This window comes from Solwaraspora sp. WMMD1047 (genome assembly GCF_029626155.1).
Taxonomy (GTDB): Bacteria; Actinomycetota; Actinomycetes; order Mycobacteriales; family Micromonosporaceae; genus WMMD1047.
The window spans coordinates 2,880,668-2,905,228 of the sequence record NZ_JARUBL010000001.1 but is presented as its reverse complement, the minus strand read 5'-3'; the positions used below and the strand labels follow the sequence as shown (position 1 = coordinate 2,905,228).

The 24,561-nt window shown below is 71.8% G+C and carries 22 protein-coding genes and 1 pseudogene; 4 read left to right on the top strand and 19 right to left on the bottom strand.

Annotation, left to right across the window (positions count from 1 at the left end; translation table 11 throughout):
- The first annotated feature begins 106 nt into the window (after nucleotides 1-106).
- Nucleotides 107-937: an SGNH/GDSL hydrolase family protein gene (locus O7627_RS13395; protein WP_278093837.1), complete on the top strand. Its 831-nt coding sequence runs from the start codon at nucleotides 107-109 to the stop codon at nucleotides 935-937.
- On the opposite strand, the gene O7627_RS13390 is transcribed toward O7627_RS13395, so the two are convergent.
- Nucleotides 927-1,427: a helix-turn-helix domain-containing protein gene (locus tag O7627_RS13390; RefSeq protein ID WP_278093836.1), complete on the bottom strand. Its 501-nt coding sequence runs from the start codon at nucleotides 1,425-1,427 to the stop codon at nucleotides 927-929. The genes O7627_RS13395 and O7627_RS13390 overlap by 11 nt on opposite strands.
- Before the next feature lie 56 nt (nucleotides 1,428-1,483).
- Between O7627_RS13390 and O7627_RS13385 the strand changes: the two genes are divergently transcribed.
- The gene (locus O7627_RS13385; protein ID WP_278093835.1) at nucleotides 1,484-2,047 is read left to right on the top strand and encodes a PaaI family thioesterase; all 564 of its coding nucleotides are present in this window, start codon (nucleotides 1,484-1,486) and stop codon (nucleotides 2,045-2,047) included.
- Nucleotides 2,048-2,058: 11 nt separating this feature from the next.
- On the opposite strand, the gene urtE is transcribed toward O7627_RS13385, so the two are convergent.
- The 8 genes from urtE to O7627_RS13345 all read right to left on the bottom strand — a co-directional run bounded on the left by urtE (nucleotide 2,059) and on the right by O7627_RS13345 (nucleotide 10,421).
- On the bottom strand, nucleotides 2,059-2,757 hold the full coding sequence (gene urtE / locus O7627_RS13380) for an urea ABC transporter ATP-binding subunit UrtE (RefSeq protein ID WP_278093834.1): 699 nt from the start codon (nucleotides 2,755-2,757) through the stop codon (nucleotides 2,059-2,061).
- Between the two features lie 3 nt (nucleotides 2,758-2,760).
- Nucleotides 2,761-3,528, bottom strand: a complete 768-nt coding sequence (gene urtD / locus O7627_RS13375; RefSeq protein WP_278093833.1) for an urea ABC transporter ATP-binding protein UrtD — start codon at nucleotides 3,526-3,528, stop codon at nucleotides 2,761-2,763.
- On the bottom strand, nucleotides 3,525-4,796 hold the full coding sequence (gene urtC / locus O7627_RS13370; protein ID WP_278093832.1) for an urea ABC transporter permease subunit UrtC: 1,272 nt from the start codon (nucleotides 4,794-4,796) through the stop codon (nucleotides 3,525-3,527). Before urtC ends, urtD begins: the two co-directional genes overlap by 4 nt.
- Nucleotides 4,793-5,668, bottom strand: coding sequence for an urea ABC transporter permease subunit UrtB (gene urtB, locus O7627_RS13365; RefSeq protein WP_278093831.1), 876 nt, complete (start codon nucleotides 5,666-5,668; stop codon nucleotides 4,793-4,795). Before urtB ends, urtC begins: the two co-directional genes overlap by 4 nt.
- A 46-nt stretch (nucleotides 5,669-5,714) precedes the next feature.
- Nucleotides 5,715-6,893: an urea ABC transporter substrate-binding protein gene (gene urtA / locus O7627_RS13360; RefSeq protein WP_278093830.1), complete on the bottom strand. Its 1,179-nt coding sequence runs from the start codon at nucleotides 6,891-6,893 to the stop codon at nucleotides 5,715-5,717.
- Nucleotides 6,894-7,093: 200 nt separating this feature from the next.
- Nucleotides 7,094-8,056, bottom strand: a complete 963-nt coding sequence (locus O7627_RS13355; RefSeq protein ID WP_278093829.1) for an acyl-ACP desaturase — start codon at nucleotides 8,054-8,056, stop codon at nucleotides 7,094-7,096.
- Nucleotides 8,057-8,167: 111 nt separating this feature from the next.
- Nucleotides 8,168-9,523, bottom strand: coding sequence for a histidine--tRNA ligase (hisS, locus tag O7627_RS13350; protein WP_278093828.1), 1,356 nt, complete (start codon nucleotides 9,521-9,523; stop codon nucleotides 8,168-8,170).
- A gap of 148 nt (nucleotides 9,524-9,671) precedes the next feature.
- Nucleotides 9,672-10,421, bottom strand: a complete 750-nt coding sequence (locus tag O7627_RS13345) for an MBL fold metallo-hydrolase (protein ID WP_278098266.1) — start codon at nucleotides 10,419-10,421, stop codon at nucleotides 9,672-9,674.
- 328 nt (nucleotides 10,422-10,749) lie between these two features.
- Between O7627_RS13345 and O7627_RS13340 the strand changes: the two genes are divergently transcribed.
- Nucleotides 10,750-11,682 (top strand): peptidylprolyl isomerase, encoded by a 933-nt coding sequence (locus tag O7627_RS13340; RefSeq protein ID WP_278093827.1) that lies wholly within the window; start codon nucleotides 10,750-10,752, stop codon nucleotides 11,680-11,682.
- 126 nt (nucleotides 11,683-11,808) lie between these two features.
- Nucleotides 11,809-12,642, top strand: coding sequence for a peptidylprolyl isomerase (locus tag O7627_RS13335; RefSeq protein ID WP_278093826.1), 834 nt, complete (start codon nucleotides 11,809-11,811; stop codon nucleotides 12,640-12,642).
- A gap of 77 nt (nucleotides 12,643-12,719) precedes the next feature.
- Here O7627_RS13335 and O7627_RS13330 read toward each other — a convergent pair.
- The 10 genes and pseudogenes from O7627_RS13330 to O7627_RS13285 all read right to left on the bottom strand — a co-directional run.
- Nucleotides 12,720-14,996: pseudogene (locus O7627_RS13330) on the bottom strand (bifunctional (p)ppGpp synthetase/guanosine-3',5'-bis(diphosphate) 3'-pyrophosphohydrolase); the annotation flags it as partial.
- A gap of 618 nt (nucleotides 14,997-15,614) precedes the next feature.
- The gene (locus O7627_RS13325) at nucleotides 15,615-16,178 is read right to left on the bottom strand and encodes an adenine phosphoribosyltransferase (RefSeq protein ID WP_278093825.1); all 564 of its coding nucleotides are present in this window, start codon (nucleotides 16,176-16,178) and stop codon (nucleotides 15,615-15,617) included.
- Between the two features lie 32 nt (nucleotides 16,179-16,210).
- A complete protein-coding gene (gene secF, locus O7627_RS13320; protein WP_278093824.1) occupies nucleotides 16,211-17,428 on the bottom strand; it encodes a protein translocase subunit SecF in 1,218 nt (405 codons plus the stop codon).
- A 1-nt stretch (nucleotide 17,429) separates the two neighbouring features.
- Entirely contained in the window at nucleotides 17,430-19,340 is a 1,911-nt protein-coding gene (secD, locus tag O7627_RS13315; RefSeq protein WP_278093823.1) for a protein translocase subunit SecD, read from the bottom strand.
- Nucleotides 19,341-19,531: 191 nt separating this feature from the next.
- The gene (gene yajC, locus O7627_RS13310) at nucleotides 19,532-19,870 is read right to left on the bottom strand and encodes a preprotein translocase subunit YajC (RefSeq protein ID WP_278093822.1); all 339 of its coding nucleotides are present in this window, start codon (nucleotides 19,868-19,870) and stop codon (nucleotides 19,532-19,534) included.
- Nucleotides 19,871-20,005: 135 nt separating this feature from the next.
- Complete coding sequence (ruvB, locus tag O7627_RS13305; RefSeq protein WP_278093821.1) at nucleotides 20,006-21,085, bottom strand: Holliday junction branch migration DNA helicase RuvB; 1,080 nt, start codon at nucleotides 21,083-21,085, stop codon at nucleotides 20,006-20,008.
- Nucleotides 21,082-21,684, bottom strand: coding sequence for a Holliday junction branch migration protein RuvA (ruvA, locus tag O7627_RS13300; protein ID WP_278093820.1), 603 nt, complete (start codon nucleotides 21,682-21,684; stop codon nucleotides 21,082-21,084). Before ruvA ends, ruvB begins: the two co-directional genes overlap by 4 nt.
- Complete coding sequence (ruvC, locus tag O7627_RS13295; RefSeq protein ID WP_278093819.1) at nucleotides 21,681-22,205, bottom strand: crossover junction endodeoxyribonuclease RuvC; 525 nt, start codon at nucleotides 22,203-22,205, stop codon at nucleotides 21,681-21,683. Before ruvC ends, ruvA begins: the two co-directional genes overlap by 4 nt.
- A gap of 44 nt (nucleotides 22,206-22,249) precedes the next feature.
- Nucleotides 22,250-22,894, bottom strand: coding sequence for a TetR/AcrR family transcriptional regulator (locus O7627_RS13290; protein WP_278093818.1), 645 nt, complete (start codon nucleotides 22,892-22,894; stop codon nucleotides 22,250-22,252).
- A gap of 6 nt (nucleotides 22,895-22,900) precedes the next feature.
- Nucleotides 22,901-24,541 carry an MFS transporter gene (locus O7627_RS13285; RefSeq protein WP_278093817.1) on the bottom strand — a complete coding sequence of 547 codons (1,641 nt, stop codon included), beginning with the start codon at nucleotides 24,539-24,541 and terminating at the stop codon, nucleotides 22,901-22,903.
- Nucleotides 24,542-24,561 lie beyond the last annotated feature (20 nt).

Here is a 24,561-nt window from a genome sequence, read left to right as displayed (position 1 = left end):
TGGAGACAGTTCGCCACTCCCGTCCCACCGGCACCACCGGCGCCGGCCCGCCATCGCGGACCGGCGCACTCCCCCGCCCCCAGGCACCCGTGATCCGGAGGCCAGCATGCCCCTCGTCCGTCGTACGCTCACCCTCGTCGCCGCCACGGTGGCACTCGTCCTCGTCGCCACCAGCCCGGCGACCGCCGATCCCGGTCCCGCGCCGACCTCGATGGCCAGCATGGGCGACTCGATCACCCGCGGCTTCAACGCCTGCGGCTGGTACGTCGACTGCACCGCCCGCTCCTTCAGCACCGGCAGCTACACCTCGGTCAACAGCCACTACCTGCGGATCAGGTCGGTCAACTCCGGCATCAACGGCCGCAACTACAACGTCGGCGAGACCGGCGCCAAGTCGGCCGACATGCCCGGCCAGGCCGACGCCGCCGTCTCCCGGGGCGCCCAGTACGTCACGATCCTGATCGGCGCCAACGACGCCTGCACCAGCTCCGAGTCGACGATGACCCCGGTCGGCACCTACCGCGCCAACCTCGACAACGCGTTGGGCCGGCTGAAGGCCGGCCTGCCGAACGCCCGGGTGCTGCTGATCAGCGTCCCGGACATCCACCGACTCTGGGCGGTCGGCCGGACCAGTTCGTCGGCGCGGCTCGCCTGGTCGCTCTTCGGCATCTGCCAGTCGATGCTGGCCAACCCCACCTCGACCGCCCAGGCCGACGTGGACCGGCGCAACCGGGTCCGGCAGCGGGTGATCGACTTCAACGGCCAGCTCGCCCAGGCGTGTGCCGCGTACGGGTCGAACTGCCGGTTCGACGGCAACGCGGTCTTCGGTTACCAGTTCACCCTCGGCCAGTTGTCCAGCTGGGACTACTTCCACCCGAACACCACCGGGCAGCAGGTGCTGGCCAGCGTCTCCTACCCGGCCGGCTTCAACTGGTAGCGGACGCCATCCCGGTCGCGTAGCGCGGCCGGGCGCCGGGCCCGGGGCGGGGCAGCACGTCCCGGGCCGAGGCGACGTCGTGCCCGTCCGCGCAGCGCAGCACCACACCCACCCGGGCGCCGCAGTCACGGTGTTCCGTGGTCAGCGCCGGCCCGCCCGGGTCGGCGAGGTACCGGTCCCCCCACTCCAGGATGGCGACCAGCACCGGCCAGAGGTCCAGGCCCTTCGGGGTGAGCCGGTACTCGTGCCGGGCGCGGGCGCCCGGCTCCCGGTAGGGCTCCCGCCGCAGCAGGCCCTCCTCCACCAGCATGGCCAGCCGGTTGGTCAGCACCTGCCGGGGTACGCCGGTGCGCTCCCGCATGTCGTCGAACCGGCGTACGCCGTTGAAGACCTCGCGCAGCACGACCACGGTCCAGCGCTCGCCGAGGATCGCCATCGCGCGGGCGATGGTGCAGTTGTCGACCGACCAGTCCAGTGCCGCAGGTCTCATCTCCGCCATGCTAAGTCTCGTTGACAGACTCAGCAACCGGGTGCCACGCTGCCTCCATGACACAGACCCAGGAGCCGGGGCAGCGCGACCAGCCGGGGCAGCGCGACCAGCCGGGAGCCGGCGCCACCACCCGCAGCCGCACCTTCTCCTGGGCGGACCCACTGGCCAACGCGGCGCTGTCCGGCCACCGGTCCGGGCTGGAGATGCTCCAGGCGATGATCGCCGGTGAGCTGGCCGGGCCGCCGGTGATGAACCTGCTCGACATGAGCCGGATGACCGCCGAGGAGGGCCGGGTGACCGTCGAGATGGTCCCCCAGGAGTTCCACTACAACCCGCTCGGCACGGTGCACGGCGGGGTGCTCTCCACCCTGCTGGACACCGCCGCCGCCTGCGCGGTGCACTCCACCCTGCCGGCCGGCGTCGCCTACACCACCCTGGACCTGAACGTGAAGTTCCTCCGGCCGGTGACGGTCGCCTCGGGGCTGCTGCGCGGCGAGGGCCTGGTGCTGCAGCGGGGCCGGCGCACGGCACTGGCCGAGGCGCGGCTCACCGATGACGCCGGCCGACTGGTCGCCCACGCCACCTCGTCCTGCCTGATCCTCGAACCCACCGCCGGCTGACCGGCGGGGATTCAGACCGACAACAACTGGTGTACGGAGGAGTCCCGCAGCTCCTCCCGGTCACCGGAGCGGACCACCTCGCCGGCGTCCAGGATGACGAACCGGTCGGCCAGCCGCAGGGCCAGGTCGAGATACTGCTCGACCAGCAGGATCGCCAGCCCGGCCTGGGTGTGCAGCCGCTCCACCGCCTCCTCGATCTCCAGGATGATGGACGGCTGGATACCCTCGGTCGGCTCGTCCAGCAGCAGCATCTTCGGCCGGGTGACGAGCGCCCGGGCGATGGCGAGCTGCTGCTGCTGCCCGCCGGAGAGGAACCCGGCCCGGCGGCGCAGCAGCGCCGGCAGGGCCGGGAAGAGGTCGAGGGCCTCGTCCACCGCGCCCCGGTCCGCCGCCCCGCCGGCCGCCTCGACCGCCACCTGCAGGTTCTCCCAGACGGTGAGCTGCGGGAACGTCTCGTGACCCTGCGGCACGTAGCCGAGCCCGAGGCGTACCCGTTGGTGGGTCTTGAGTTTGGTGATGTCCTGGCCGTTGAAGAGGATCTGGCCGGCGCGCACCGGCAGCACCCCGGTGATGGCCTTGAGCAGGGTCGTCTTGCCGACCCCGTTGCGGCCCATCACGCAGACCAGGGCGCCGGCCGGCGCCGCCAGGTCGACCCCGAAGAGCACCTGCGCCCGGCCGTACGCGACGTCGAGTCCCTTGACGGTAAGCATCTGCTACAACGCCTCCTGGACGAGTTCGGTGCTCTCCTCGCGGGTCCGGCCGAGGTAGACCTGCTGCACCCGCGGGTCGGCCTGCACCTGCGCGACGGTCCCCTCGCAGAGCAGGCGGCCCTCGTGCAGGACCGTCACCGTGCTGGCGAACCGGCGCAGGAACTCCATGTCGTGCTCGATCACCACCACGGTGTGGTCCTTGGCCACCTCACGGAGCAGGTCGCCGGTGCGTTCCCGTTCGCCGCGGCTCATCCCGGCCACCGGCTCGTCGAGCAGCAGCAGGCTGGGCCGCTGGACGATCAGCATGCCGATCTCCAGCCACTGCCGCTGACCGTGCGAGAGCACCCCGGCCGGCCGGTCGGCAAGCTCCGTCAGGCCGGTGGTGGCCAGCGCCGCCGCGACCTCGTCGGAGACCTCCCGACGCCGGCGCAGCAGCGCCGTCAGGGGCCGCCGGAAGTTGACCGCGAGATCCAGATTGTCCAGGACGGAGAGCTCCTCGAAGACCACCGAGGTCTGGAAGGTCCGGCCGATGCCGAGCCGGACGATCCGGTGTTCGCGCCGGCCGACCAGCTCCTGGCCGTTGAACCGCACCGAACCCGAGGCGGGCCGGGTACGGCCGGTGATCACGTCGATCAGGGTGGTCTTGCCGGCCCCGTTCGGGCCGATCAGGAACCGCAACTCACCCGGCTGCACGGTGAAGTCCAGGTCGGTCAGGGCCTGGAACCCGTCGAAGACGACGTTGAGTCCGCGTACCTCCAGTTGTCCGGTCACCGGCCCTCCCCCACCGTCACGGAGTCGGACGCGGCGGCGCTCGGCGCCGCGGCCGGCCCGGCCGTCCGGTCATCCGGGTCGGCCGCCGCCTGCGCAGCGGGCTGCGCAGCGCCGGCCGGGGTGCCGGGCGGACCGCCGACCGATGCCGGCAGCCCCGGCCGGCCCCGGTCACCGAACCGGTGGCGCAGCGCCGCCGCGCCGTCGGTGAAGAGCCCGGCCAGGCCGCGCGGCGCCCACATCATCACCGCGATGAAGAGCCCGCCGAGCAGGTAGAGCCAGCCGGACGGGAACTGTTCGCTGAGCGTGGTGCTGCCGTAGTTGAACAGGATCGCCCCGGCGACCGCGCCGGCCAGCGAGAACCGGCCACCGATGGCGACCGCCACCAGCATCTCGATGGACGGCACCACGCCGAGGTCGGCCGGGCCGAGGATGCCGACCACCGGCACGAAGAGGGCACCGGCGATGCCGGCCATCGCGGCCGACACGGCGTACACGATGGTCTTGACCACGGCCGGGTCGTAGCCGAGGAAGCGGACCCGGTCCTCGCCGTCGCGGATGGCGACCAGCAGCTTGCCGAACCGGCTGTGGGTGAGCTGCCAGGCGGCCAGCACCACCAGGCCGAGCGCGACCACCACGATGAAGTAGACGATCCGCTTCTGGGCCGGCTCGTAGAGGTCCAGCCCGAAGAAGAACTGCACGTTGGTCAGGCCGTTGGTGCCACCGGTCAGGCCCTGCTGGCCGACCAGCAGGATGACGAAGGCGGCGGCCAGCGCCTGCGACAGCACCGCGAAGTACGCGCCCCGCACCCGCTGCCGGAAGACCAGGATGCCGAGCAGCACCGCGACCACGGTCGGCAGCACCACCACCATCGCCAGAGCGAAGACCGGGTTGCGGAACGGCTCCCAGAGCGCCGGCAGCGTCTCGACGCCGCTCCACACCATGAAGTCGGGCAGGTTGCCCGGCCCGGCGTCGGTCAGCTTGAGGTGCATGCCCATCGCGTAGCCGCCGAGGCCGAAGAAGACCCCCTGGCCGAGGGTGAGCATGCCGCCGCGTCCCCAGGCCAGGTAGATGCCGACCGCGACGATCGCGTAGCAGAGGTACTTGGCGAGCAGGTCCAGCCGGAACGCGCTGAGCGCCAGCGGGGCGACCCCGAGCAGCAGGATGCCCACCACGAGGTAGGAGACCGGCCCGGGACGCAGCGCCGGCCGGCGGCCGGTCCGGGCGGCGGTGTCGGGTGCGGCGGCGGGCGCCGCCGATGGCCCGGTCATGTCAGGGCCCGACTGCGCAGGACGAACATGCCCTGCGGCCGCACCTGGAGGAACGCGACGATCACGGCGAAGACCACCACCTTCGCGAGGCTGGCATCGGTCCAGAATTCGACGTAGCTGTTCAGGACGCCGAGCGCGATCGCGGCCAGCACCGCGCCCCGCAGCTGGCCGAGCCCGCCGGCCACCACCACCAGGAAGGCGTCCACGATGTAGTAGGTGCCAAGCGACGGGCCGACCGGGCCGATCAGCGTCAACGCGACGCCGGCGACCCCGGCCAGGCCCGAGCCGATGAAGAAGGTGAGCTGGTCCACCCGGTCGGTGGCCACCCCGGTGACGGCGGCGAGCTGCCGGTTCTGCATCACCGCCCGCATCCGCCGGCCGTGCCGCATCTTGGCCAGGTAGGCCCAGATGGCGACCACGCTGCCGGCGGCGAGCACCACGATGAAGACCCGGTTGTACGGCACCCGCACGCCGCCCAGGTCGAACCCGCCGGTCAGCCAGCCCGGGGCGGTGACCTGGACGTTCGGGGCACCGAAGATGTCCCGGGCGAGCTGTTGCAGGACCAGGCTCACGCCGAAGGTGAGCAGTAACGTGTCCAGGGGCCGGCCGTAGAAGCGGCGGATCACGAGCCGCTCCAGGATCAGCCCCATCAGACCGCCGACGAGAAACGCGACCGGCAGGGCGGCCGGGACGGCCTGCGCCCCGAACACGCCCTGCAGCAGGTACGCGGTGTAGGCGCCGGCCATGATGAACTCTCCGTGGGCCATGTTGATGACCCCCATCTGGCCGAAGGTGAAGGTCAGCCCGAGCGCGATCAGGAGCAGCACCGCTCCCATGCTCGCGCCGATGACCAGTTGGTTGAGTGTCGCCATGACCGGCGCCTCCTCCGCTAGTACCCGCGTCTGGTCGGGGTCCGGGTCAGGACAGGCCGGTGGCCCAGGGATAGCCCTTCAGGTAGGGGTCGGGTTTGATCGGCTGGCCGGAGTTCCAGACCTCCTTGATCTGGCCGTCGGGCTGCACCAGGCCGATCCGCGCGGTCTTGAAGACGTGCTGGTTCTCGCCGTCGATGGTGACGGTGCCCTCGGGGGCGTCCAGAGTGATGCCCCCGGCGGCCTTCTTGACCTCCTCGACGTCGGTGCTGCCGGCCTTCTTGACCGCCTCGGCCCAGAGGTAGACGGCGTTGTAGCCGGCCTCCATCGGGTCGGAGGTGACCTTGTTCGCGCCGTACTTGGCCTTGAACGCCTCCACGAAGGCGGTGTTCCGCGCCCCCTCGGTGGTCTGGTAGTAGTTCCAGGCCACCAGGTGTCCGGCCACGTTCTCCGGACCGATGCCGACGACCTCCTCCTCGGCGACGCTTACCGACACCGTCGGCATCGCCTCGGCGGTGATCCCCGCGCTGCGCAGCTGCTTGAAGAAGGCGACGTTGCTGTCGCCGTTGAGGGTGTTGAAGACGGCGTCCGGGCTGGCCTGCTGGAGCTTGTTCACCACCGTGCTGTACTCGGTGTGGCCGAGCGGGGTGTACTCCTCGCCGACGACGGACATGCCGTTCGCCTCGGCGTACGCCTTGATGATCTTGTTGGCGGTACGCGGGAAGACGTAGTCGCTGCCGACCAGGAAGATCGACTTCTTGCCCTGCTCCTTGAGGTAGTCCAGGCCGGGCACGATCTGCTGGTTGGTGGTGGCTCCGGTGTAGAAGATGTACGGCGAGCTCTCCAGCCCCTCGTACTGCACCGGGTACCACAGCAGCGCCTTGTTGCGTTCGAACACCGGCAGCATCGCCTTGCGGCTGGCCGACGTCCAGCCACCGAAGACGGTGGCGACCTTGTCCTGTGAGATGAGCTTCTGGGCCTTCTCGGCAAAGGTGGGCCAGTCCGACGCGCCGTCCTCGATGACGGGCTCGATCTGCTTACCCAGTACGCCACCGGCGGCGTTGATTTCCTCGATGGCGAGTAGTTCCGCGTCCTTGACGGTCACCTCGCTGATGGCCATGGTGCCGCTCAGCGAGTGCAGGATTCCCACCTTGATGGTGTCACCCGAGCCGCTGCCACCCTCCGATGGGTCTTCGGCGCAGCCGGTGGCGACCAGCAGTGTCGACAATATACAGAGCAAGACCAGCCGGCCCCGCGAGCCTCGTGGCATTCAACTCCCCTTCTGCCGATTTTCTGTGCCACGAACGTAGGGAGGGCTGATTTCACGAATCTTTGTCCATCGATGTCCAGTGTGTTAACGAAACCTCACGACCGACGCGGAACCGTCGTGAACCGACCGTCGGACGCCTACACCGGACAGTGCAGGGCTCAGCCGATCCGGTCGGCGAGCCGGGACCGGCGGGCGTCGCGCTTCTCCTCGAACCGCGACGCCGACTGCTCCAACCCGTCGAGCTGCGCGGCCAGCTCCTCCCGGGCCGCCTCGCCGTCGGCGTCCAGGCCGGTGACGTTCCAGACGTCCCACTGCCGCAGCACCGGCTGCAGCACCTCGTCGCGGTGCTGGCGCAGGTCGTAGATGCCGGCCAGCGCGATCGCCACCGACTTGCGGGCGAACCCCTCGATCCCGGCGCCCGGCATCTGGAAGTCGGCGACCACGTCGGCCACCGCGCGCATCGCCTGACTCGGCGCGAGCTCGAAGGCGGCGGCGAGCAGGTTGCGGTAGAAGACCATGTGCAGGTTCTCGTCGGCGGCCACCCGGGCCAGCAACTGCTCACAGCGCGGATCGCCGGTCGCCTTGCCGGTGTTGCGGTGCGAGATCCGGGTGGCCAGCTCCTGGAAGGAGACGTACGCCAGCGAGTGCAGCACCTCGTCGTCGTGCGAGTTGCTGTAGCCGGTCGACATGTGCACCATCCGGGCCCGCTCCAGCGCCACCGGGTCCACCGCCCGGGTGACGGTCAGGTAGTCGCGGATCACGATGCCGTGCCGGCCCTCCTCCGCGGTCCACCGGTCCACCCAGGTCCCCCAGGCGCGGTCGCGACCGAACAGGGTGGCGATCTGGCGGTGGTACGACGGCAGGTTGTCCTCGGTCAGCAGGTTCACGATCAGGGCGGTCCGGGCCACCTCCGGGATGGTGGAGTCGGTCGGCGACCACGCCTCGCCACCGAGCAGCCCGTCGAAGGTCCGCCCCTCGCTCCACGGCACGTACTCGTGCGGGAACCACTCCTTGGCCAGGCTCAGATGCCGTTCCAGGTTGCGCTCGACGACCGGCTCCAGCTCGATGAGCAGGGCTTCCTGGCTGAGCTGGGGGGTGCGGGGGGTCGCACTGGCGGTCACGGCGTCTCCTTACGGTGGCGTAACTTACGCAACCGTAGGTTAGAACCGCCGCCGCCGCCAGTCCAACCCCCCGTCGATCACCTCACACGCCTGCTCACCCCCGGGCGGAAGTCAGCCGACCCGGGGCAGGAGGTCCTCGGCCGGCGGCTGCCAGGAGTCCGCCGCGGCGGACACCTGGTCGCCGGAGCGGATGTCCTTGACGGTGTCCCCCGCCTCGGCCCCATCACCCGCGCCGGGGAACCAGACGTACGGGATGCCGCGCCGCTCGGCGTACCGGATCTGCTTGCCGAACTTCGCCGCCGACGGCGCGACCTCGGTCGGAATCCCCCGGGCGCGCAGCGCTGCCGCGATCCGGTCGCTCTGCGTCCGCCGCTCTTCGTCGACGAGCGCGACCAGCACACAGGTCGGCACGGATCGCGAGATCGACAGCGCGTCCGCGCCGAACAGCAGCCCGAGCAGCCGGGTGACGCCGACCGAGATGCCCACCCCCGGGAACCGGGCGGTGCCGGCGGTGGCCAGGTTGTCGTAGCGGCCACCCGAGCAGACCGAGCCGAACCGCTCGTAGCCGAGCAGCTGCGTCTCGTACACCGTACCGGTGTAGTAGTCCAGGCCCCGGGCGATGCGCAGGTCGGCGACGCAGAGCCCGGGGGCGTGCCCGGCGGCCGTCTCGATCACCCGGACCAGCTCGGCGACCCCCTCGTCGAGCAGCGGGTGCCGCACCCCCAGCGCGGCCACCGCGTCGGCGAACGAGGCGTCCGCGGCGGAGATCTCGGCCAGCGCCAGACACGCCTTGGCCTGCGCCTCGGTCGCCCCGGCCGTCTCCACCAGCAGCGCGGCGACCCGGTCCGGCCCGACCCGGTCCAGCCGGTCCACCGCCCGCAGCGCCGCGTCCGGGTCGGTCAACCCGATGCCCAGATAGAAGCCCTCGCAGATCTTCCGGTTGTTGACCTGGATCCGGATCGGCAACGCGCCGTCGGCCTGGCCCAGCGGCAGCCCACCGAGCGCGTCGCCGATGACCAGCGGGAACTCCGCCTCGTAGTGCGGCGAGAGGGTGTCCCGGTCGACCACGTCGATGTCGGCCTGCAGGAACTCCCGGTACCGCCCCTCCTGCGGCCGCTCGCCCCGCCACACCTTCTGGATCTGGTAGCGGCGGAACGGGAACTGCAACCGGCCGGCGTTCTCCAGCACGTACCGGGCGAACGGCACGGTCAGGTCGAAGTGCAGGCCCAGGCCGTCGTCACCGGCGGGCTCGTCGGGGTCGCCCTGCAGCCGGCGTACGAGGTAGACCTCCTTGGAGGTCTCGCCCTTGCGCAGCAGCTGGTCCAGCGGCTCCACCGCCCGGGTCTCCAGCGGCGCGAACCCGTACAGCTCGAAGGTGCGGCGGATCCGCTCCAGGACGTACTGCTCGATCATCCGTTGCGGCGGCGCCCACTCGGGGAAGCCGGAGATCGGCGTCGGCTTGCTCATGCTGCTCCTCGTCGTTACCGGTCCGCCCGCCGTCGCGGGTCGGACCGCGCGGCCGGGCCGAAGCCGCCGGCCGGACCGCGGTGATCGGGCCAGCCGGCCCGGTGGTTCAGCCGTCTGACCCGGGGGTCAGTGGTCTGGCCCGGTGGGGTCACAGGCCGCGCGCGGGCGCTCCGGTATGGGCGCCGCCGGCCGCCGCGACCTCCCGCAGGTACGGGTTGGTGGCGCGTTCCCGGCCGATGGTGGTGGCCGGGCCGTGGCCGGGCAGCACGATGGTCTCGTCGGCCAGCGGAAGGACCTTGTCCCGGAGGCTGGCCAGCATCGCCGGCATGCTGCCGCCGGGCAGGTCGGTGCGGCCGATCGAGCCGGCGAACAGCACGTCCCCGGAGAGGCAGAGCTGCTCGGCGCCCTCCGGCGTCGGGCCCGCGGCCGCGCCGAGCCGGCGGACGTCGTGACCCGGCAGCCGGAACAGCACCGACCCACCGGTGTGCCCCGGCGCGTGATCGACGGTGATCTCCAGGCCGGCCAGCGCGAGGGTGGCGCCGTCGGTCAGCTCGGCCACGTCGTCGGGCTCGGCGTAGGGCAGCCGGCCCCCGAAGAGCGCGGTCAGGTCGGCGGAGAGCGCCTTGCTCGGATCGGCCAGCATCTCCCGGTCGCCCGGATGCACGTACGCGGTGATCCCCCGCGCTCCGCAGACCGGCGCCACGGAGAAGGTGTGGTCGAGGTGGCCGTGGGTCAGCAGGACGGCGGCCGGCTGCAGGCGGTGCTCGGCGAGCAGGTCGTCGAGCCGGTCGAGCACCCCGATGCCCGGGTCGACCACCAGGCACTGCTCGCCCGGCGCGGTGGCGACCACATAACAGTTGGTGCCGAACGCGTCCGCGGGAAAGCCGGCGACCAGCATCTCCGCTTCCCTCCCCTCCACTCGACGATCCGCTGGCCCGGCGCCTCCGCCGCGGCGGTCGGGTGCCCCGCCGGGCGCGGCGGTCGCCGGGTCCGTCCTGGGCAGCCTATCGGGCCTGCCGACCGGGTTCCGCCGGCACACTCCGGCTCGGCCGGCGCACCGCCCGGGGCGCAGAGATAAACTCCGATCGGTTGACGGCCGACCTGCACACCACTTTCCCAGCCGGTGCCCGTACACTCTGGCGGGCGTGTGGCATGGCGCACTCGACGCCCGGCGGCACGACACGCCGTCCGCCACGACGACCATGGCATAGGGAAGGGGAGCGCGGGTGGCTTCCAGCAAGGACCGGCAGCGCAAACTCGCACGCGCGAAGCTCGACCGGCAGATGGCCCGGCGGGCCGCGGCGCTGCGGCGCAAACGGCGCATCCAGGCCGGCGTGGGCGCCACCGTCGCGCTGGCGCTGATCGTGCTCGGTTCGGTCTGGGCGCTCGGCGGCTTCGACAGCGAACCCGCCCCGCAGGCCACCGAGGTCTGCTCCTGGACGCCGCTGGACGCGACCACCAACACCAACCTCAAGGACGTCGGCAACCCGCCCACCGAGGACGTGCCGACCGCCGGCACCCGGCCGATGACGATCACCACGAACCAGGGCGATCCGATCACGGTCGAACTGGACCTCGCCTCGTCACCCTGCGCCGGCGCCAGCTTCGCCCACCTGGCCAGCAACAACTTCTTCGACAACACCCCGTGCCACGAGATCACCGAGGAGGGGGCGATCCGCTGCGGTGACCCCAGCGGCACCGGGGAGGGCGGCCCCAGCTACTCGTACTACAACGAGAACATCCCGGCGCCGGCCGACCCGGCCGCCACCCCGACCGCCTCGGCCAGCCCGGGCGCGGAGCCCAGCGCGGAGCCGACCCCGGCCACGCCGCCGGCCTACCCGGCCGGCACGGTGGCCCTGATCGGCAGCCCGCCGGGCAGCAACGGTAGCCAGTTCCTGATCTTCTTCAAGGACTTCAGCCCTGCCGAGCCGGGCTACTCGATCGTCGGCCGGGTCACCGCCGGGTTGGACGTGGTCGAGAAGATCGGCGCCCTGCAGACCATGGACAACGGCTCGGGCGCCCAGATCAAACCGGCGACCGACGTGCTGATCCAGAGCGTGACGGTGGGTGAGGTGGCCGAGCCGGGCGCCACCCCGGCGCCGCCGCCGGCGACCGACTCGGCCGCCTCACCGGCCCCCACGGCTTCCGGTCAGTCCTGACAAGTCGCACAATTGCTAAACAAGAGGTAGCGCACCGTCACCGACAACAACGCCGAGCACCCAGAGCCGCAGATTACGTCAGCCGCGGACGGAGCACCGCAGCCACATAGCCCAGGAGGAACCACCGTGACGTCCACCAGAGAGCGGCAGCGCGCCGCGGCACGGGCCAAGCTCGAGAAGGAGATGGCCAAGCGCGCCGAGGCGGCGAAGAAACGCCGGCAGCTGCAGGCCGGCATCGCCGCGGGCCTCGGGCTGCTGCTGGTGGTCGCGGGCACCACCTGGCTCGTGATGAGCCTGGGCGGCGACGACGAGACCGGCGGCGACACCGCCGCCGGCAACGCCCAGTGCACCTGGACCGAGATCCCGGCCGGGCAGGGCGGGCCGCAGGTCAAGGACGTCGGGCTGCCGCCGACCGAGGCGAAGAACACCGGCACCCAGACGATGACCATCGACACCAACCTCGGCCCGATCACCGCCAAGCTGGACCTCGCCGAGGTGCCCTGCACCGCGGCCAGCTTCACCCACCTGACCAGCAAGGGCTTCTTCGACAACACCAAGTGCCACCGGCTGGTGACCGAGGGGCTGCAGGTGCTGCAGTGCGGTGACCCGAGCGCCACCGGCGAGGGCTACCGGGAGACCGACGGTACGGGCGGCCCGAGCTACCGGTTCGGCGAGGAGAACCTGCCGCTGGAAGAGCTCCCGCCGTATCCGGACGGGGTGATCGCGATGGCCAACTCCGGCCAGCCCGGCACCACCGGCAGCCAGTTCTTCATCGTCTTCGGCGACTCGCAGCTGGACGCCTCGTACACGGTGCTCGGCACCATCACCGAGGGCATGGACATCGTGAAGCAGGTCGGGGCGGCCGGGCACGACGACGCCTTCGCCCAGCAGGCCGGCGGCGGGCACCCCAAGCAGGAGGTCATCATCAAGACGATGACCATGTCCGAACCGCAGGACTGACCGACCCCACTGCTCCCGGGAGCCGGCCTGACGACCCGTCGGGCCGGCTCCTTCTCGTTGCGCTGGCCGAGTCCCGGTCAGGCGCCGGAGGTGACCCGGTAGGCGTCGAAGACGCCATCCACCTTGCGGACCGCGGCGAGCAGGTGGCCCAGGTGTTTCGGATCGGCCATCTCGAAGCTGAACCGGCTCACCGCGACCCGGTCGCGGGTGGTGGTGACGGTGGCGGAGAGGATGTTGACCCGCTCGTCGGAGAGCACCCGGGTCACGTCGGCCAGCAGCTTGTGCCGGTCCAGCGCCTCCACCTGGATGGCGACCAGGAACGTCGAGGCGGACGTCAGCTTCCAGCTCACCTCGACGATCCGCTCGCCCTGCACCCGCAGGTCCTCGGCGTTGGCGCAGTCGTCGCGGTGCACGCTCACCCCGCCGGAGCGGGTGACGAACCCGAACACCGTGTCCGGCGGCACCGGAGTGCAGCACCGGGCCAGCTTGATCCAGACGTCGCTGACGCCCCGGACCACCACCCCCGGGTCGTGGCTGGCGGTCCGGCTGCGCGGCGGCCGGGTCGCCACCGCCGTCTCGGCGAGGTCCTCGGCCGCCCCCTCCTCGCCGCCGTAGCCGGCCATCAGCCGCTGCACCACCGACTGGGCGGAGACCTGGCTGTCGCCGACCGCCGCGTACAGCGCGGCCACGTCGGCCAGGTGCAGGTCGCGGGCGATGGTCATCAGGTTGTCCGTGCTCATCATCCGCTGCAGCGGGACGCCCTGCTTGCGCATCGCCTTGACGATCGCGTCCTTGCCGGCCTCGATCGCCTCCTCGCGGCGCTCCTTGTTGAAGTACTGCCGGATCTTGGTGCGGGCGCGCGGGCTCTTGACGAAACCGAGCCAGTCCTGGGTCGGGCCGGCGTTGTCGGACTTCGAGGTGAAGATCTCGATCACGTCGCCGTTGGAGAGCGTCGACTCCAGCGGCACCAGCTTGCCGTTCACCCGGGCGCCGATGCACTTGTGCCCCACCTCGGTGTGCACCGCGTACGCGAAGTCCACCGGGGTCGACGCGGTGGGCAGCGGGATGACGTCGCCCTTCGGCGTGAAGACGTACACCTCCTGGCTGGACAGGTCGAAGCGCAGCGCGTCCAGGAACTCGCTCGGGTCGCTCGCCTCCCGCTGCCAGTCCAGCAGCTGCCGCAGCCAGGTCATCTCGTCGATGTGCGCCGGCGGGCCGACCACCGGAGTGTCCTTCTTCTCCTTGTACTTCCAGTGCGCGGCGATGCCGAACTCGGCCGTGCGGTGCATGGCCAGCGTCCGGATCTGCATCTCCACCGGCTTGCCGGTCGGCCCGATCACGGTGGTGTGCAGGGACTGGTACATGTTGAACTTCGGCATCGCGATGTAGTCCTTGAACCGGCCCGGCACCGGCTGCCAGTTCGCGTGGATCACCCCGAGCGCGGCGTAGCAGTCCCGCACCGTATCGACCAGGATCCGCACCCCGACCAGGTCGTAGATGTCGTTGAAGTCCCGCCCGCGCACGATCATCTTCTGGTAGATCGAGTAGAGGTGCTTCGGCCGGCCGGTGGTCTCCGCCTTGATCTTCGCGGCCTTCAGGTCCACCTGGACCTTCTGGGTGACCTGCTTGAGCAGCGCCTCCCGCTGCGGCTGGTGCTCCCCGATCAGCCGGTTGATCTCCTCGAACCGCTTGGGGAACAGCGTGCCGAAGGCCAGGTCCTCCAGCTCCCACTTGATCGTGTTCATACCGAGCCGGTGCGCCAGCGGCGCCAGGATCTCCAGCGTCTCCTTCGCCTTCTGCTCCTGCTTCGGCCGGGGCAGGAAGGTCAGGGTACGCATGTTGTGCAGCCGGTCGGCCAGCTTGATCACCAGGACCCGCGGATCCTTGGCCATCGCGACCACCATCTTGCGGATCGTCTCCGCCTTGGCCGCGTCGCCGAGCTTGACCCGGTCCAGCTTGGTGACGCCGTCGACGAGCAGCGCGACCTCGGGGCCGAAGTCGGTGCGCATCTGGTCCAGGCCGTAGCTGGTGTCCTCGATCGTGTCGTGCAGCAGGGCCGCCACCAGCGTGGTGGTGTCCATCCCCAGGTTCGCCAGGATGGACGCCACCGCCAGCGGGTGGGTGATGTAGGGGTCACCGGACTTGCGGTACTGGCCGGAGTGCCACTTGGCGGCCGTGTCGAAGGCTTTCTGCAGCAACCGGGCGTCGGCCTTGGGGTGGCACTGCCGGTGCATCGAGATCAGCGGCTCCAGCACCTCACTCACCTGGGGGGTCTGCCAGGGTGCGTTGAACCGCGCCAGCCGGGCGCGGACCCGCCGACCGGTGGGCGCGCCGGAGAACCCGAACCCGGTCGGCGGCGCAGACTGGTCGGCAGCCGCGCTCTGGTCGGCAGCCGCGCTCTGGTCGGCGCCCGCACTCTGGTCGACGGCCGCGCTCTGCTTGGCTGCCGCGCTCTGGTCGGGGCCGGTGTCCTGGTCGGGAGCGGTCGACCCGGTGTCGGCGGCTGCGCCGCCGGTGCGGGCCGCCCGAGCCGGCCGCGGGGCGTCGGGCCCGGACCCGGCCGGCACCGGCTTCGGGTCGGCCCCATTGGTCCCATTGCTCCCGGGGGCAGCCGGGCCAGAGCCGACGCGGTCAGCGCCGGCCGGGCCGGTGGTGGGGGTGCCGTTGCGGGTGGCGCCGTTGGCACCGCCCGCGGGTGAGCCCGTCGGGGGCGTACCGGGCGTCCGGTCGGGGACGCCGGCAGGCTCGCCCGTCGGTTGCACCGTGCCCTCCGCCGGAGGGGCGACATCGTGGGACACCGGCCTCCTCACACCTCGCCGGGGATGTGCCGACCGTAGCCGGTCGGCGCGGTCCTGCGCTAGCCGATCAGGGCACGTCGAAAGCCTGCCCGGCAAGTGGCAATCCTACCCGGGCCGGCAACCGGACCGCCCGCCCCCGTACACCGAGAGCGGATAATCCGCCACAATGAGCTATCAAACCGCCAGAAGGGCATGAACCCCACGGGGCGCCAGCCGCTGGCGGCCGCCCAGGAAGGTCAGCTCCAGCAGCACGGTGAAGCCGGCCACCGTGCCACCGGCCCGCTCGACCAGCTCCAGGGTCGCCTCGGCGGTGCCACCGGTGGCTAGCACGTCGTCGACCACCAGAACCCGGTGCCCCGCCGTGAAGGCGTCCTGGTGCACCTCCAGGGTCGCCTCGCCGTACTCCAGCGCGTAGGACGCGGCGTACGCCGCCCGCGGCAGCTTGCCGGCCTTGCGCACCGGCACCACCCCCACCCCGGTGGCGTACGCGATCGCGGCGGCGATCACGAAGCCGCGCGCCTCGATCCCGACCACCACGTCGAACGAGTCCCGCCCGTGGTGGTCGATGATCCCGTCGATGACCTCGCGGAAGACATCGCCGTCGGCGAAGAGCGGCATCAGGTCCTTGAAGACGATCCCCGGCTTGGGGAAGTCCGGGACGTCCAGCACCCGGCTGGCCACCAACCGCGCCGTCGCCGGCCCGCTGTCGCCGCGTACCCCGATCTCGGTCTCCGTCACGCCGCTCCCCTCGCCCGCCGCCGACCCTGACCCTAGCGCCGCTTGCCGCCGGGCCGGTTGCCGCCGGAGCGACCGCCCCGGCCGCCACCGGACCGCTTGCCGGGCCGGGCGCCCACCTTGGGGGCGGACCCGGCCAGCGCGGCCGACTGGGCACGGGCCGGCTGCGCGGCCGCCGGCTCGGCGTCGGTCTCGGGCTCCTCGCCCTCCGGCCGGGCCGCGGCACCGCCGGCCCGCCGGGTGGCCGGGGTCCGGCGGCTGGTGCCGGTACCGCCGCCGGCCCGCCGGGCCAGCACCCGCTGGGTGTGCGACTTGATCCGGGGGTCCTGCTGCTTCAGCGTCACCAGCAGCGGGGTGGCCAGGAAGATCGAGGTGAAGAAGGCGGTGGCCATACCGACGAAGAGCACCAGGCCGAGGTCCTTCAGGGTGCCCGCGCCGAGCAGGCCGGCACCGATGAAGAGCAGGCCACCGACCGGCAGCAGTGCCACCACCGAAGTGTTGATGGAGCGCATCAGGGTCTGGTTGATCGCCAGGTTGGCGGCCTCGCCGTAGGTCTGCGTCGAGCCGGCCGTGATCCCTCGGGTGTTCTCCTGGATCTTGTCGAAGACGACCACCACGTCGTAGAGGGCGAAACCGAGAATGGTCAGGAAGCCGATGATCGTCGACGGCGTCACCTCGAAGCCGACGGCCGAGTAGACCCCGGCGGTGAGCAGCAGGTTGAACAGCAGGCTGGTGACGGCCGCGATCGCCATCCGGGCCTCGAAGCGCAGCACCAGGTAGCCGGTCACCAGGACCAGGAAGATCACCAGACCGAGCAGCGCCCGTTCGGTGACCTGGGCGCCCCACGCCCCGCTGACCCGGTTGGTGCTGATCTCCTGGGGTGTCACCCCCAGCTCCTGGGCGACCGCGTTCTGGACGTCGGTGGCCTCCTGCTGACCCAGCTCCATGGTGCGTACCAGGTAGGTGGTGTCACCCACCTGCTGGGTGGAGACCACCGTCAGCGGCTCGTCGGACGAGACGTCACCGAGCGCGTCGGCGACCGCCTCCTCGGCCCGGTCCATGGTGCCGACGCTGGTCGGGATCTGGAACTCGTTGCCGCCCCGGAACTCGATGCCGAGGTGGAAGCCCTGGATCGCGAAGCTGAGCACCGCGAAGAGCGCCAGACCACCGGCGATGGAGAACCAGAGCTTGCGGCGCGGGATGATCCGCAGGCCGGCGTCGCCCCGGTACAGGCGACTGGCGAGACCACTCATCTCAGGCCTCCTTCAGGCGGGTCTTGCGGGGCTGGCTGTCGTCCCGGTCGTCGCTCTGCTCCAGGGCCCGACCGAGTCCACTGACCCGCGGCGACAGGAACGCCGGGGTACGCGCGAACAAGGTCATGATCGGATGCCGGAAGAGGAAGACCACGACCAGGTCGAGGATGGTGGCCAGACCGAGCGCGAAGGCGAAGCCCTGCACGGTGCCGACCGAGACGATGTAGAGCACCACCGCCGCCATGATCGAGATGGCGTTGGCGGAGATGATGGTCCGGCGGGCCCGGACCCAGGCCCGGGGCACCGCGCTGCGCGGGCTGCGCCCCTCCCGGATCTCGTCTTTCAATCGTTCGAAGTAGATGACGAACGAGTCCGCCGCAACACCGAGCGAGACGATGAAGCCCGCGATGCCGGCCAGCGTCAGCGTGAAGCCGATCTGCCGGCCGAGCACGATCAACGCGCCGTAGACCAGCAGCGCGGAGAGGATCAGGCTCAGGAAGATCACCGAGCCGAGCAGCCGGTAGTAGAAGAAGGCGTACACGATGACCAGCAGCATGCCGATACCGGCGGCCAGCAGACCGGCCCGCAGGTACTCGGTGCCCAGGGTGGCGGTGATGCTCTGCGCCTCCTGCGGCGTGAAGGTCAGCGGCAGCGCGCCGTAGCGCAGCTGGCTGGCCAGCTCGCTCGCGGTCCGGTTGTTGAAGCTGCCGGTGATCTGCGAGTCGCCGGTGAGCACGCCCTGGATCTCCGGGGCGGAGATGACCGTGTTGTCGAGCACCACCGCGACCCGGCACTTGCTCTGGTCGCCGAGCGCGCTGGCGTCACAGGCCTGGCCCTCGTTGTTGAACGCCTCCCGGGTCAGGTCGGTCCACTTGCGCTGGCCGTCCCCGGTGAAGTCCAGGCTGACCACCCACTGGCTGGTGGTCTGGTCGAGCACCGCGGTGGCGTCGTCCACGTCGGTGCCGAGCACCTTGGCGACGTCCAGCAGGTACTTCATCTGACCCTGCTCGCAGGCGACGACCTGCTGGTCGGGTGCCTTGATCGAACCGGGGGTACGGCGGTCGAGCTTGTCGCAGGTGACCATCGGCAGGTTGAACTGCATGGTCGGCGGCAACACCCGGACCTCGGCCGGGGTCAGGTCGGCGAACGGCTTCAGCGTCTCGGCCAGCGCCGGGTCCTGGGTGAAGTCGGCCGGACCCTGCAGGCCCTCGGCGGCGGTCCAGGCCGCCTCGCCGACCTTCTGCCGGACCGCGGCCAGCTGCTGCTCAGGCGTCAGGGCGTTCTGTCCGGCGTCCGCCGGTGGCTCGGCCTCGGCGCTCGGGCTCGGGGTGGCGGTCGGGGTCGGGGTGGCGTCCTGGGCCAGCACACCCTGCCCGCCGCCACTCCCCCCGGCGCTCGGCGAGCCCGCGGCGGCGTCGGGGCTGCCGGACGGCTCCGGGCCGGCCGAGGCGTCCGGGCCGGCCGACGGGTCGGGAGCCGCGGTGGCCGTCGGGGCCGGGGCGGCGCTGGCCCCGCTGCCGTCGGTCATCTTGAGCAGCTTGCGGAAGCGCAGTTCGGCCGCGTCACCGATCTCGTTCAGGTCGCGGTTCTGGCCGGGCAGCAGGACCACGATGTTCCGGTTGCCCTCGGTGACCACCTCGGCCTCGGAGACGCCGAGGCCGTTGACCCGGGCCTCGATGATCTGCCGGGCCTCCTCCAGCGACTCCGACGGCGGGACCCCGCCGTCCTCGGTGGTCGCCTCCAGCGTCATCCGGGTGCCGCCGACCAGGTCGAGGCCGAGCCTCGGCTCCAGCCGGTCCTGCCAGCTCCCGCTGGCGCCGGCGAAGAAGACCATGAGATAGAGGACGGCGAAGATCAGCCCGAGAACGATCAGTTGCCGCCCGGGCCGCATCTGTCCCTGAGGTGGTGCCACGGCTGTCCTGTCTCCCTGCGCGGTTCGGCCGCTGGTGGTGGCGGCAGGTGGAGCGCCGGCCTCCCGGCGACCTGGGTGCTGCCGCGCCGACGTGACGGCACGCCAGCGCGATTATCAAGTATCTTCGATGCCTCCGGGCGCCGCGTACCCGGGGTCGGTGAGGACCCGCGGCCGACGTCCGGCGCCGGTTGTCAGTCCTTGGCCTCGGCCTCGTCGACGACCGGCTCGACCCGCTCGGGCGTGGTCTGGGTGACCACCCGGGCGATCGCCGGGCGGGCGTAGCGGGTCTGCACGCCGGGAGCCACCTCGAGCATCACCGTCTCCTGGTCGACACTGGTCACGGTGCCGTAGAGGCCGCCGATGGTGACCACCTCGTCGCCGGGGCCGATCGAGGACTGCATCTGCTCGGCTTCCTTGCGGCGCTTCTGCTGCGGCCGGATCATCATGAAGTACATGACCCCGAAGAGCAGCACGATCATCATGATCGGCAGAAAGCCGCCGGCGCCGCCGGACTCTTGCGCCAAATACACGGTCTATGACCTTCCCATTGGCCCCGGACGACGCGCCGCGCCGGACCGGAGGCAGGATCTCACGTCCTGTTAACAACGCGGCGAGTGTAATCCCTCAGGCTGAGAGCACCGCAGGCGGCAGGGATCACGAACGGATCACGGCCCAGGCGTCTCCGCGGAGAACAGGTCGGGCGCCGGGGCGGCACCCAGGCCAAAGGTACCAGTCGGGGGCGTACGACCCAGATGGCGCCAAGCCGCCTCGGTGGCCACCCGGCCGCGCGGGGTCCGCGCCAGCAGACCCGCCCGGACCAGGAACGGCTCGCAGACCTCCTCGACGGTGTCCGGCTGCTCCCCCACCGCCACCGCCAGCGTCGACAACCCCACCGGACCACCCCGGAACGAGTCGACCAGCGCGGTCAGCACCGCCTTGTCCAGCCGGTCGAGGCCGAGCTCGTCGACGTCGTAGACGCGCAGCGCGGCCCGCGCGGTGGCCAGGTTGACCACCCCGTCCGCGCGCACCTCCGCGTAGTCGCGGACCCGGCGCAGCAGCCGGTTGGCGATCCGCGGGGTGCCCCGGGACCGGCCGGCGATCTCGGCCGCCCCGTCCTCGGTGATCGGCACGTCCATGATCCGCGCCGACCGGTGCAGCAGCACCGCCAGGTCGGCCGCGTCGTAGAAGTCCAGGTGCGCCACGAACCCGAACCGGTCGCGCATCGGGCCGGTCAGCAGTCCGGACCGGGTGGTCGCCCCGACCAGCGTGAACGGCTCGACGTCCAGCGGGATGGCGGTGGCACCGGGCCCCTTGCCCACCACCACGTCCACCCGGAAGTCCTCCATCGCGCTGTAGAGCAGCTCCTCGGCGGGCTTGGCGATCCGGTGGATCTCGTCGATGAAGAGCACGTCGCCCTCGGTCAGGCTGGTGACGATCGCGGCTAGGTCACCGGAGCGTTCGATGGCCGGCCCGCTGGTCACCCGCAGCCCCGCACCGAGCTCGGCGGCGACGATGTTGGCCAACGTGGTCTTACCTAAGCCAGGCGGCCCTGACAGCAGGATGTGGTCCGGGGGGCGGCCGCGGCCCATCGCGCCGCGCAGCAGCAGGTCGAGCTGGTCGCGTACCCGGTGCTGGGCGATGAAGTCGGCCAGCCGCTTCGGCCGGACGCTGGCCTCGGCGTCCCGGTCGGCGTCGCTGGCGTACCCGGAGACCAGGCCGGTCGACGGGTCGTCGGCAGCGGTCATCGGGTCTTCCCGAGCAGCCGGATGGCCTGCTTGAGCAGCACCGGCACTGGCGGGGTGGCGCCGTCGAGGGTCTCCGCGACCGCGGCCACCGCCTGGTCGGCCTGGGCGGCGGTCCAGCCGAGCCCGATCAGTGCCTGGCGTACCTGGTCCGGCCAGGCGCCGACGGTCACCCCGGCGGCACCGTCGGGGCCGACCGCCACCGGGCCGATCCGGTCGCGCAGCTCCAGCACCAGCCGCTCGGCGCCCTTCTTGCCGATCCCCGGCACCCGGGTCAGGGTGGCGGTGTCGGCGTTGGCGATCGCCTTGCGGACGGTGTCCGGGGTGTGCACGGCCAGCACCGCCTGGGCCAGCCGGGGGCCGACCCCGCTGGCCGTCTGCAGGAGCTCGAACAGCTGCTTCTCGTCGTCGTCGGCGAAGCCGTAGAGGGTCAGCGAGTCCTCCCGGACCACCAGGCTGGTCGCCAGCCGGGCCGGCCCGCCGACCCGCAGGCCGGCGAGCGTGCCGGGCGCGCACTGCACGGCCAGTCCGACGCCACCCACCTCGATCACCGCGCCGTCCGGCGAGAGCCCGGCCACCACGCCCCGCACGCTCGCGATCATGCCGCTCCTCCTCGTCTGGCGGCGGCCGCCGCCGCCAGCTTCGATCTGGTGCCGCCCCGCCAGACATGGCAGATGGCCAGCGCCAACGCGTCCGCGGCGTCCGCCGGCCGGGGCGCCTCGGTCAACCCGAGCAGCCGGGTGACCATCGCCGTGACCTGCGCCTTGTCGGCCCGGCCGGAGCCGGTCACCGCCGCCTTCACCTCGCTGGGAGTGTAGGTCTGGACCGGCAGCCCGGCGCGCGCGCCGGCCAGCACCGCCACCGCGCTCACCTGCGCGGTGCCCATCACCGTACGCACGTTGTGCTGGCTGAACACCCGCTCGACGGCGACGCTGGCGGGCCGGTGTTCGGCCACCAGGTCGGTGAGGGTGCGGTCCAGGTGCAGCAGGCGCAGCGGCAGTTCGTTGCCGGGGTCGGTGTGGATCACGTAGTAGGCGACGAGCGTGCACGGCCGGCCGGGCACCCCCTCCACCACCCCGACGCCGCACCTGGTCAGCCCTGGGTCGACGCCGAGAACCCGCACGCCGCCCCCTCCCCTGCCGTCAGCACGTACGTGTGTTCGACACCCTACTGGTCGCCGATCCGGTCCGGAACGTCGACACGCCCCGCGCCGTCCGGTCCGGCGATGCCGGCCAGGACGGCGTCGACGACCCGGGCCGGCAGGTTCGCTCCGTCCAGGCGGGGCTGGGCGCGCAGCATCCGCTGGGTCAGCACCGGTCCGGTCAGCAGCGCCACCGCCAACTCGACGTCCAGGTCGGCCCGGAGTTCGCCGAGACGTACCCCTCGGCGCAGCACCTCCCGCAGCACCTCGCGGCTCGGCTCGATCAGCTCCTGGTAGAGCCGGTGCCGCTCCGGGCTGGTCCGCCCGGCCAGCACCAGGCTGGGCAGCACCTGGGCGGCCGGGCCGTCGGTGCCCCGACAGATCGGTTCCAGCAGCGCGATCAGGTCGTCGCGGACCGACTCGCCGGCCGGCACGGGCGGTGGGCCCTTCAGGGTACGCAGCGCGTCGCGCAGCAGTTCGTCCTTGCCCGGCCAGCGCCGGTAGATGGTGGCCTTGCCGACGCCGGCCCGCGCCGCGATCGCCTCGATCGCGATCGCCTCGATCGCGGTGCCCTCGGCGAGCAGGGCGAGCGTCGCCGCCACGATCGCCTCGTCCGCGCGGCTGCTGCGGGGTCGGCCGGGTGGCCGGGGCGGGACGTCTGCGACGGTCATGACTGGCTATTCTCGCCCGGCCCCGACCGGATCCCGGGAACCCGGCCCGGTGGTGTCGGCCGGTCCGGCGGTGTCGGCCGGTCTGGCGGTGTCGGCCGGTCCGGGCGCCGGGGTGGGGCGGCCGGGCATCCAGCGCAGCACCACCAGCACGCCCAGCCCGGCCACCACCGCGGCGACGGTGGCGGCGGTGTGCATGGCGGTGAGGAAGGCGTCGTCGGCGGCGGCGATCAGGCCGGCCCCGGCCGGACCGAGCAGGTCGGCCACCCCGTACGCCCCGGAGATCGACTCGCCGGCCGCCGACCGGACCGGCTCGGGCAGCGTCCCGGCGGTGTCGGAGATCCGGCTGCGGTAGATGGCGGCCAGCACCGAGCCGAGCACCGCCAGGCCGAGCGCGCCGGAGACCTGGCGGATCGTGTTGCTGACCGCCGATCCGACGCCGGCCTTCTCGCGGGGCAGCGCGGACATGATCAGTTCGGTGGCCGGCGGCACGATGCTGGCCATCCCGGCACCCTGCAGGAAGAAGACGACGCAGATGATCCACAGTGGGGTTTCGGCGTCGACCAGGGCGAAGGCGCCGACGCCGACCAGGGTGAGGCCGAGCCCGGCGGCGGCGACCGCCTTCGCTCCGTACCGGTGTACCTGGGCGGCGCTGCGGGGGGCGAACAGGAGTTGGGCGCCGGCGAAGGGCAGGTAGAGCAGGCCGGTCTGCAGCGGTGTGTAGCCGCGTACCAGTTGGAAGTAGAACGAGCTGAAGAAGAGCACGCCCATCGCAGCGAAGAAGACCAGCCCGACCAGCGCGACCGGCGCGGCGAACCGCGGCAGCGTGAACAGCCGGACGTCCAGCGACGGGTACGGGATGCGCAGTTCGTGGCGGACGAAGGCGGCCAGCACCGCGAGTCCGCCGAGGATCGCCGCCCAGACCACCGGCCGGCCGAAGCCGTGCTCGCCGCCGTCGATGATGCCGTAGGAGAGGGCGACCAGCCCGACGACCGACAGCGCCACTCCGAGCACGTCGATCCGGCCGGGCTTCGGGTCGCGCGACTCGGGCACCAGCAGGGCGACGGCGATCAGGCCGACGGCCACCACCGGGACGTTGACCAGGAAGACCGAGCCCCACCAGAAGCGCTCCAGCAGCAGCCCGCCGGCGACCGGCCCGATGGCGACGGCCAGACCGACCGCGCCGGCCCAGACGCCGATCGCCCGGCCGCGTTCACGCGGGTCGAAGACGTTGGAGATGATCGAGAGGGTGACCGGCATGATGGCCGCCCCGCCGAGGCCCATCACCGCCCGGGCGGCGATCAGTTGCGCCGGGTCCTGGGCGTACGCGGACAGCAGCGAGGAGAGCCCGAAGGCGGCCAGGCCGAGCAGCAGGAAGCGCTTGCGCCCGTAGCGGTCGCCGAGCACGCCGAAGGTGAAGAGCAGACCCGCGAAGACCAGGGTGTACGAGTTGATCGACCACTCGAGTTCGCCCTGGGTGGCGCCGAGCCCGTGTACCGGGTCGGCGAGGGTGCGCAGCGCGACGTTGAGGATGGTGTTGTCGAGCACCACCACCAGCAGGCTGATCACCAGTACGCCGAGGATCGCCCAGCGCCGTGGATGTCCGGTGTCGGGCGGGTCGGTCCGCCCGGTGTTCGGTGTGGTGCTCATCCTGGTGCCCCTCCCCCGTC